Source organism: Cryobacterium sp. TMT1-2-1, from assembly GCF_004403955.1.
Lineage (GTDB): Bacteria > Actinomycetota > Actinomycetes > Actinomycetales > Microbacteriaceae > Cryobacterium > Cryobacterium psychrotolerans.
In genome coordinates, this window is the sequence record NZ_SOHC01000016.1 from 24,894 (window position 1) to 34,039 (window position 9,146).

At 67.4% G+C, this 9,146-nt stretch carries 5 protein-coding genes; 2 read left to right on the forward strand and 3 right to left on the reverse strand.

Features of this window, described 5'->3' with window-relative positions:
- Nucleotides 1–11: 11 nt before the first annotated feature.
- The 3 genes from E3T33_RS15395 to E3T33_RS02245 all read right to left on the reverse strand — a co-directional run bounded on the left by E3T33_RS15395 (nt 12) and on the right by E3T33_RS02245 (nt 4,944).
- The gene (locus E3T33_RS15395; protein WP_134574643.1) at nt 12–2,150 is read right to left on the reverse strand and encodes an ATP-binding cassette domain-containing protein; all 2,139 of its coding nucleotides are present in this window, start codon (nt 2,148–2,150) and stop codon (nt 12–14) included.
- A 100-nt stretch (nt 2,151–2,250) separates the two neighbouring features.
- Nucleotides 2,251–3,477 carry a substrate-binding domain-containing protein gene (locus E3T33_RS02240; RefSeq protein ID WP_092321359.1) on the reverse strand — a complete coding sequence of 409 codons (1,227 nt, stop codon included), beginning with the start codon at nt 3,475–3,477 and terminating at the stop codon, nt 2,251–2,253.
- A gap of 237 nt (nt 3,478–3,714) precedes the next feature.
- On the reverse strand, nt 3,715–4,944 hold the full coding sequence (locus E3T33_RS02245) for an HNH endonuclease signature motif containing protein (protein WP_166784369.1): 1,230 nt from the start codon (nt 4,942–4,944) through the stop codon (nt 3,715–3,717).
- 183 nt (nt 4,945–5,127) lie between these two features.
- On the opposite strand from E3T33_RS02245, the gene E3T33_RS02250 reads away from it, so the two are divergent.
- Together E3T33_RS02250 and E3T33_RS02255 are read left to right on the forward strand one after the other, a co-directional pair.
- Complete coding sequence (locus tag E3T33_RS02250) at nt 5,128–7,734, forward strand: cation-translocating P-type ATPase (protein ID WP_092321361.1); 2,607 nt, start codon at nt 5,128–5,130, stop codon at nt 7,732–7,734.
- Between the two features lie 84 nt (nt 7,735–7,818).
- Nucleotides 7,819–9,051, forward strand: a complete 1,233-nt coding sequence (locus E3T33_RS02255) for an alkaline phosphatase PhoX (protein WP_092321362.1) — start codon at nt 7,819–7,821, stop codon at nt 9,049–9,051.
- Nucleotides 9,052–9,146 lie beyond the last annotated feature (95 nt).

The following is a 9,146-nucleotide window of genomic DNA, read 5'->3' on the forward strand; positions in this document are numbered from 1 at the left end:
CGCGGGCCTGTTCAGGTTCGGCCTCGGCCGCGGCGGGCGACCGCGTCGATCGTCACCGCGGCGACGAGCACCAGGGCGGTGACCACGTACTTGGCCGGCGCGCTGTAGCCCTGCAGGCCCATGCCGTTGTCGATCGCCGCGATCACCAGCCCGCCCAGCACGCCGTGCAGCACCTTGCCTCGACCGCCGAAGAGGCTGGTGCCGCCGATGACGGCTGCCGCCACCGCGTAGAGCACCAGCGTGCCGCCGTCGTACGAGGTTGACACCGAGCGCAGCCGGGACGCATAAACGATGCCGGCTATACCGGCGGTGAACGAGGCGAGCATGAAGGCGAGTGTGCGGATGCGTGCCAGGTTCACTCCGCCGCGACGAGCGGCCTCGGCATTGCCGCCGATGGCGTAGACGTAGCGGCCGAACCGGGTGCGGCCGAGCAGCAGCGTCCAGGCCGCGAGCACACCGAGGACCACGAGCAGCACCCAGGGAACGCCGCGAATTTCGACCAGCGTGCCGCGGTTGGTGTTGCAGAGCAGCACGATGGCCACACCGGCGGCGAGCGCGGCCGCGATCTTCAGGGCGCTGATGCTGGCCGGCGGTGCGACCAGTCCGCTCTTCCGCCGGCGGGCGTCGCGCAGCCAGGTCCATGCGCTGAACACACCGGCGATGACGAGCATCACGATCCAGCTGGTGAGCGGGCTGAGGTTGCCGCTGGCGATGTTGTTGATGACGTCGTCGTTGATGGTCACGACGCCGCCGCTGCCCAGGATCATCAGCATCACGCCCAGCCAGCCGAGCTGCCCGGCGAGCGTCACGACGAACGACGGCAGCCCGAGCCGGGTGATGATCGTTCCGTGCAGCACCCCGATCGCGGCGCAGGTGAGCAAACCGGCGGCGATCGCCGCCCACCACGGCCAGCCCATCGACTCTCGAAGCAGTTCGGCCATGATGACGCCGCCCACCCCGCCGACATAGCCGATGGACAGGTCGATCTCGCCGAGCAGCAGCACGAAGACCTGGCCCATCGCCAGCAGCATGAACACGGAGCCCTGGATGAGCAGGTTCACCATGTTGCCGGGGGTCAGGAAGTTCGGATTGAGGGACTGGAACAGGATGGAGATGAGCAGCAGGCCCCCGAGTACCGGCAGCACACCGCTTTCGCCGCCGCGAACCCGGGACATTGCCCCACGGACGTATTCGGGCAAGGACGTGGCGATATTCGGATTCAGGGCGAGCGCGGTCTTGTGACCGGCCGCAGTGGCTGCTGCGGTCGTGGGCTCCTCCCGGGGAAGGCCGACGGCCGCCGGAGCCGTCTTCGACGGGGCCGGTATCGAATGCTCCGGTTGCGCGCGCGGTGCGGCTGCCGGCCGGACCCGGTCCGACGCGCCTGTGGTCATCAGGTCGACCACGATCTGCCGGTCGAGTTGCGCAGCGGGCTGGACCTCAACCAGCCGACCGAGGCGGAGCACGGCGATGCGATCGGCGACCCGGAAGACGTCGTTCATGTTGTGTGAGATGACGATGACGGCGAGGCCACGGTCGGCGAGCTGGCGAATCAGGGTGAGCACGACCTCGGTCTGGGCGACGCCGAGAGCAGCGGTCGGCTCGTCCATGATGACGAGCTTCGAGTTCCACAGCACCGACTTCGCGATCGCCACGGACTGGCGCTGCCCACCCGAGAGAGACGCGACGGGCTGCCTGATCGACCGGACGCTCGTCACGGCCAGGCTGCTGAGGGTCTCGCGGGCCGCGATCTCCATGCTCTCCTCATCGAGCAGAAAGTGTCGCCGGCGCTCTCGGCCGAGGAACATGTTCTGCACGATGTCGAGGTTGTCGCACAGGGCCAGATCCTGGTACACCGTCTCGATGCCCAGTTCGGCGGCCTCGTGCGGCGAGCTCAACCGCACGGTCTTGCCCTCCCAGAGGAGCTCGCCGTCATCGGGAGCGTAGATGCCGGCGATGCACTTGATCAGCACCGACTTGCCCGCGCCGTTGTCGCCGGCAATCGCGGTCACCAGCCCGGCCGGCACCTCAAAGGTGACGTCGGCCAGCGCCTGCACCGGCCCGAAGTTCTTGTCGATGCTCGCGAGGCGCAGCAGCGGGCCGGAGCCCGGTGGGTCGGGTTCCGCCGAGGGCGACTGCAGGTCAGCAATCACAATTGTCCTCTGGTGAGCAGTTCGTGTGGCGAGCAGTTCGTGCCGGTGGCCCGGCCGCTCCCGGGTCAGAGCCGGGGGCGGCCGGGTTCACCGGTGGGTGCTATTTGATACCGGCCTCCGTGCACGCATCCTTCACCTGTGCGATGCACAGGTCAGACACGCTCACTGCTCCGTCCTTGACAACGGTGTCGGCCATGTTCTCGGCGGTGACCCAGACCGGGGTCAGAAGCACCGAGGACACGTCGGTCCCCGCTGTGTCGTCCGTTGTGGTGCCGTTCACCAGACCCTCAGGCACTTCCTTGCCCGCCCGCAGGTAGATCGCGGCGGCGGCTGCGGCCTGGGCCTCCAGGTAGATCGGCTTGTACACCGTGCCGCATTGGTAGCCCTTGAGGATGTTCTGCAGACCGGACAGGGACGCATCCTGCCCCGTGGTCGGGAACGTCTTCGCGGGGATCTTCTTGCTCTGCAGGTAGGCGATCACCGCGTTGGCGTTGTCGTCATTGGGTGTGACGACCGCGTTGATCTTCGGGTTGGCGGTGTACTGCTGGGCGAACGTGGTCTGCGCCACTGACGGCGTCCAGGTGCCGGCGGGCTCGCCGGCCTTGATGTAGTCGCCGCTGTCGAACTTGGGCTTCAGCACGCCGTTGTAACCCTCGGCGAACAGCTTCGCGTTGTTATCGGTCGGGTCGCCGTTCATGATCAGGATGTTCGGCTTTTCAACCTTCCATTCTTCAATGCAGCTCACCTCGCCCTCACCGATCAGCTGGCCGACCTTGACGTTGTCGAAGCTGACATAGATGCGGTCCTCTGCGCCGCCCTTGACGAGGCGGTCGTAGTCGATCACCTTGACGCCGCGGGCCGTGGCGGCAGCCTCGATGGCTGCGCCCGAGCCGGAGTCGAGCGCGTCGACGAGCAGAACGGATGCCCCGGCCGTGATGTCGGCTTCGGCCTGCGTCTGCATCGTGCTCGCGCTGCCCTGCGCATTGTCGATCTTGAACTGGGTGGAGTCCAGCCCCGCGGCTTCAAACGCCTGCTTCAGGTAGGGGGCGTCGAACGTCACGTACCGCGCCGAGGTCGTCGTGTCGGGCAGCAGCACGCCGATCAGGCCCTTGCCCTCTGAGGCAAGCCCCTTGAGCTCTTCCATGGCCGAGAAGTCGGGTGTGAACGACTCCGCGTTCAACTCCGGAACGTCGCCCCCGCCGCCCGTGTCGCTCGGGCCGGGCGACGTGCTCGGCGTTGTACACGCGGCCAGCGCCACGATGCCGAGGACTGCAACGAAGGTGGTTCCGACGCCTCGTGCTGTGATCGTCTTACGTTTCAACATCATCTTTCCTTCCTCTGGTTGCGATTGCAGGGGGATCGAAAGGACGGCGTGTGCACACAGGATCCACGGACGCGAACACGTCAGGAACCTGGCAGCTGGCTACTGGATGGCCGGTGACTCGGCATCACGAGGTCCTTTCCCGGACACCTTGTCAAGGGACATGTCAGGCAATGGTCGTCAACGTTGTCCTATGACTCACGGTCTAGACCCGAAGTTCATTGTTCGCAAGGAGATGGCAGGCTACCTCGGCTGGTCGGTCGCCAGGTCCGTGCCTGGTTCGCTGGTGAAGCTGCGTCCGGTGGGTGAGGTCCATTCGAGCCGTCCGTCGCCCAGGTGCTCCAGACGCCACCCGGTCTCGCTCTTAAGTGAGTGGCAACCGGGGCAGAGGTGGGCGAGGTTGTCGTGGGCCGTTCTGCCCTGGAACTGCCAGTCGAGCGAATGGTCGAGATCGGAGTGGGCGGCGGCCCGGTTGCAGCCGGGGAATCTACAGGTTTCGTCTCGGATGCGGAGCCAGCGTTTGAGATCTTTCGGGACCTTGTAGCTTGTGCGGCCGACCGAGAGCACCACCCCCGTTTCCGGATGGACGAGCAACCGGGTGAAGCTCGGTGCTCCCGAGGCCAGTCGCCGTGCCGTGTCCGGATCGATCGGACCGTAGCCCTCGAGGTGGCCAGCCTCCTCTGAGCGGCCCATCAGGGTCAGGACCGGGACGGTCACGTTGACCGTGGCGCGGATCCCCTTGCCGAGGCCGGAGGGGGTGACCCCGTCGATCAGGAGGTCGGTGAGGACATCCGTTCGCAGCTGGGTGAGCGTGCGGGGTTCGTCGGGCCCCTGCAAGCTCAGTGCCGCGGTGGTGACCCGGTCGTACGCGGACTGTACCCGGTCGACGCTGTCGTAGAGTACGAGTGAGGCCATCCCGTCCGCTTCGGCCTGGAAGTACGTCGCGCGGTCCGCGACGGATCGCTCGTGCCGGGCGGTGATCGTCTCGGGGTGCAGCCGCTCCCGCAGCTTCCGGGCGTTGTACTTGAGCTTGGCCGCGGTGAGCCGCCCCGCGGAGCGCAGCAGCGACGCCTCGAAGGCCGCCTTGGCCTCGTCGGGGACCGTCCAGGCCTGCCCGATCAGGACCTGCGCGTGACGGTAAGTGATCTCTCCGTTCTGTAGTGCTTCGCGGGTGGCCGGCAGGTCTTCGGTGAGGGCGCGGCTTTCGGCAATCAGCGTCTGGGCCGTGCGCTGCGGCACCCGGAGGGTGCATGCCAGTTCGCTGACGAATTCGCGTTCCGCCACTGTGGCGGCGTCCCAGCGCGACCCGGGAACGCGGGGCGCGTCCCCGGCGGTGGCCGCGCCGTAACGGCGGGCCTCGTCGACCAGTTCGGCGCGACGCGCGAACGCCTGCGCGATCTGCCGGTCGGCGGCCGCGATGGCGTCGAAACGCACACCGCGGGCCTCCTGCTGGGCGATCAACGAAGCTGTCATGACAGTCACATTACGGGCAACCACCGACATTATGAGGCCTGTTGCTCAACCAGTGAATAACCCGGTCAAGTGCCTGATGTGGAGAACAGGAAGCTCAGGATTCCTGAGCTCGGTGCGCGTGGCTGGCTACGATGGGCGCACGGCAGGCAACTCGTTCGCTGCGCCGAAGAAGGGGTGGCGGCGATGACCGGACCGGCACAGCCACTCGCCCTGCTCGGGCTCACCGCGACTGAGGCCGAGCGGCGCCTGGCCGCCGACGGCCCGAACGAGTTGCCCACGGCCAGGCCGCGCAACCTGGTGCAGCAGGCCTGGGCGGTGATCCGGCAGCCGATGCTGCTGTTGCTGCTCGGCGCAGGCACGATCAACTTCCTCCTCGCCGAGCCGCTCGACGGCGTCATCCTGATGTCGTTCGTCATCGTCGTGATCTCGATCTCCATCTATCAGGAGCGCAAGACCGAGAACGCTCTCGCGGCGCTGCGAGACCTCTCCTCGCCGCGTGCACTGGTCATCCGCGACGGCGAGCAGACGCGCATTGCCGGGCGCGACGTCGTGCGCGGCGACCTCGTTCTGCTCTCTGAAGGCGACCGGGTTCCCGCCGATGCGGTGCTTTTCGACTGCGTCAACGTCTCCGTCAATGAATCCGCCCTCACCGGCGAATCCGTCCCGGTGCGGAAGACGGCCCTCGGCGCCGACCCGTCGGCCGCGGCGATGGGAGCGCCGGGCGGAGACGCCACCCCGTGGGTGTTCTCGGGCACGCTCGTGCTGAAAGGGCGTGCAGTCGCGCAGGTGTTGGGAACGGGGGCGAACACCGAGTTGGGCCGCATCGGCACGGCCCTGCGCACGATCAAAACGGAGCCCACGCCGCTGCAGCGGGAGATCGACCGGCTTGTGCGGGTCATCGCGGTCATCGGGCTCCTCGCCGCGACAGCCGTCGCCGTGATCTACGGTCTTACCCGGGGCGACTGGCTCGAAGGGCTGCTGGCCGGCATCGCGACGGCCATGGCGATGCTTCCCGAGGAGTTCCCGGTCGTGCTCACGATCTTCCTGGCCGTCGGCGCCTGGCGCATGTCGAAGAAGCATGTGCTCACCCGCCGATCGGCCGTGATCGAGACCCTCGGTTCGGCGACGGTCATCTGCGTCGACAAGACCGGCACGCTCACCATGAACACCATGACCGTGCGCGAGCTGATCGTGGACGGGGCGGCTTACCGGCTTGACGGGCCGATCCTTCCCGAGCGCTTCCACACCCTCGTGGAGTTCGCCCAGCTCGCCTCGCCGATCGACCCCTTCGACCCGATGGATCGGGCCTTCCAGGACCTGGCCGAAACCGTGCTCGTCGACACCCCGCACACCCACGCGGGCTGGGACCTGGTGCGGGAATACCCGCTGACCGAGAACCTCCTGGCGCTCTCCCACGTGTGGCGGGCGCCCGGCGGCACCGATGCCGGGCAAACCAACGCCGGGCCCACTGAGTACGTGGTCGCGGCGAAGGGCGCTCCCGAGGCCATCGCAGACCTGTGCCACTTCGATGATGAGCGGCTGGCCGCGCTCCTCGACCAGGTCGAAGCTGCGGCGGCCAACGGCCAGCGGGTACTCGCAGTGGCCCGGGCCCGCTTCAGCGGCCCGAGCGAACTCCCCGTGCAGCAGCACGACTTCGAGTTCGAATACCTGGGCCTCGCCGGACTGCACGACCCGGTTCGACCCGGCGTGCCGGAGGCCGTCGCGGAGCTCGCCGCTGCGGGTGTGCGCACCGTGATGATCACGGGGGACTACCCGGGCACGGCGCTGGCGATCGCGCGGGAGATCGGCCTGGACCACGCGCAGGGCTGCATCACCGGGCCGGAGCTGCGGCAGCTGGACGAGGCCGAGCTGGCCCGTCGCATCCGCACAGTCAGCGTGTTCGCCCGGATGGTCCCCGAGCAGAAGCTGCAGCTGATCCGTGCGCTCAAGGCCAACGGAGAGGTCGTCGGGATGACCGGTGACGGGGTGAACGACGCGCCGGCTTTGCGCGCAGCCGACATCGGCATCGCGATGGGCGCCCGGGGCACGGATGTCGCCCGCGAGTCAGCGGCGCTGGTGATCACCGACGACGACTTCGCCTCGATCGCCGGAGGCATCCGTCAGGGCCGCGGCATCTTCGACAATCTGCGCAAGGCGATGTCGTACATCATCGCCGTGCATGTTCCGATCATCGGCATGGCGCTGATTCCGGTTTTCGCCGGCGAGGGCTGGCCACTGGTGCTCCTGCCGGTGCTGATCGCCTTCCTCGAGCTGATCATCGACCCGGCCTGTTCGGTGGTGTTCGAGGCGGAGCAGGCGGACCCGGCGGTGATGGAGCAGAAACCGCGCGGCCTCGGCGAGCCCATGTTCGGCCGGCGCGTACTCACGATTGCCACCGTGCAGGGCGTGACCTCCCTCCTGGCGGTGCTGGCCGTCTACCTGTGGGCCGTGCTCGGGGACCGCCCCGACGACGTCGTGCGCTCGGTGACCTTCGCCACCCTCGTGATCGGCAACCTGGCGCTCATCCTGGTGAACCGGTCGTGGACCCTGTCCATCTGGCGAACCGTCAGGGAGCGCCGCAACCGGGCGGTGAAGTGGATTCTGCTGGGAGCCGGCGCGCTCCTGGCGCTGGTGTTGCTCGTTCCGGCGCTCAGGGACGCCTTCAACCTCGGCCCGATCGGGCTCGGGGACTGGGCGGTCGCCCTCGTCGCCGGTTTCGCGGGGGTGGCGTGGTTCGAGGTGTACAAGGCTCGCCGCAGGTCACCTCGTGTTCACTCCCGCGCCACGTGATGGCTGCCCACCGACCCCGGCACGACAGATTGCGCGAATAGCTTCGAGGGCGTTGCATCCATCCCCTCTCAAAGGAGTAGCGCCTTGCGCAAGAAGATTGCCGTCAGTGCCCTCGCGACCGTTGCCATCATCGGCTTCACTGCCCCCGCAGCGTTCGCCGCGAGCGGCCCAATCGATTTCACCCCCATCGCCGGATCCGCCTACGGCCAGGCGAGCTCCGACTGGACCGAGCCGTACGTCGTTCCGGAGGGCTACAGCCAGAGCCTCGTCAGCGACGAGACCGGGCTGGATGTCTACCCGGGCGTCGACGACCTGCACGACATGAACACCCAGAACGAGACCGGACCCGAGGCCGGCCGCTACCTGTTCAACACCTACGAGGTGAGCGCGAACGGCGCGGTCGGGGTGACCGACCTCACGACCGGCAAATCGAAGGTCATCGCCCAGCGCGCGGACTGGAACCGTCTCGACGGCATCGTCTGGACCCCCTGGGGCAGCCTTCTCGTCACCGAGGAGACCGAGGGAGGCAGGGTCTTCGAGGTGTTCCTCGACAAGGAGGACCCGACCAAGGTCGATCGAATCGAAGAGCGCGGCGAACTCGGAGCCCTGCGTCACGAGGGCATCGGTGTCGCGTCCGACGGCTCGGTTTTCGTCATCGACGAACTCAACGGCGGGTCGATCTACAAGTTCGTGCCCACGACCCGCGGTGACCTCTCGCAGGGCCGCCTGTACGCCCTCAAGCTCACCGGCTTGACGGATGCGGCCCAGAAGTGGAACTCTGCGACGTTTGCCGACAAGGTGGGCGCGTTCGAGTGGGTCGCGCTCGACCAGAACCTGGTCCGCACCGACGGGGATGCCGCGTCGAACGCCGCGAACGCAACCGAGTTCGGTCGCCCGGAGGACGTGCAGGTCATCGGCCAGACCCTCTACGTGGCGAACACGTCCGAGGACCGCGTGGTTGCGATCGACCTGAAGAAGCTCACCGTGAGCAGCTTCGTGCAGGCCGGCGTCAACGTCCCGGTCGAGAACAAGGCAGCCGGCGTGACCGGGCTCAACAGCCCCGACAACCTGGCCGCCGGCCCCGACGGTGCGCTCTGGATCGTCGAGGACAACGATTTCAGCGACGTCTACCGGGCCGGCAAGGACCTGGACAAGGACGGCTCGGCCGACAGCGTCGAACTCTTCGCCTCGCTGAAGGATGAGCACGCCGAGACCACCGGCATCTACTTCGGCAAGAACCCGAAGGAGCTGTTCGTGTCGGTGCAGCACCCCGACAAGGAGCTGGCCGACGGCATCTGGAAGATCACCCGCGACTAGGGCGTGTCTCCTAATCGAATCGTGATTCGTTTGGGAGGGTGGAGGAATGTCGCGTACTGCTCTCCTGACCGATGACCAGTGGGCTCGGATTGAAT

Coding starts and splice junctions, on each gene's coding strand:
- E3T33_RS02240 (WP_092321359.1), bottom strand. CDS start 3,477: ATGATGTTGAAACGTAAGACGATCACAGCACGAGGCGTCGGAACCACC.
- E3T33_RS02245 (WP_166784369.1), bottom strand. CDS start 4,944: ATGACAGCTTCGTTGATCGCCCAGCAGGAGGCCCGCGGTGTGCGTTTC.
- E3T33_RS02250 (WP_092321361.1), top strand. CDS start 5,128: ATGACCGGACCGGCACAGCCACTCGCCCTGCTCGGGCTCACCGCGACT.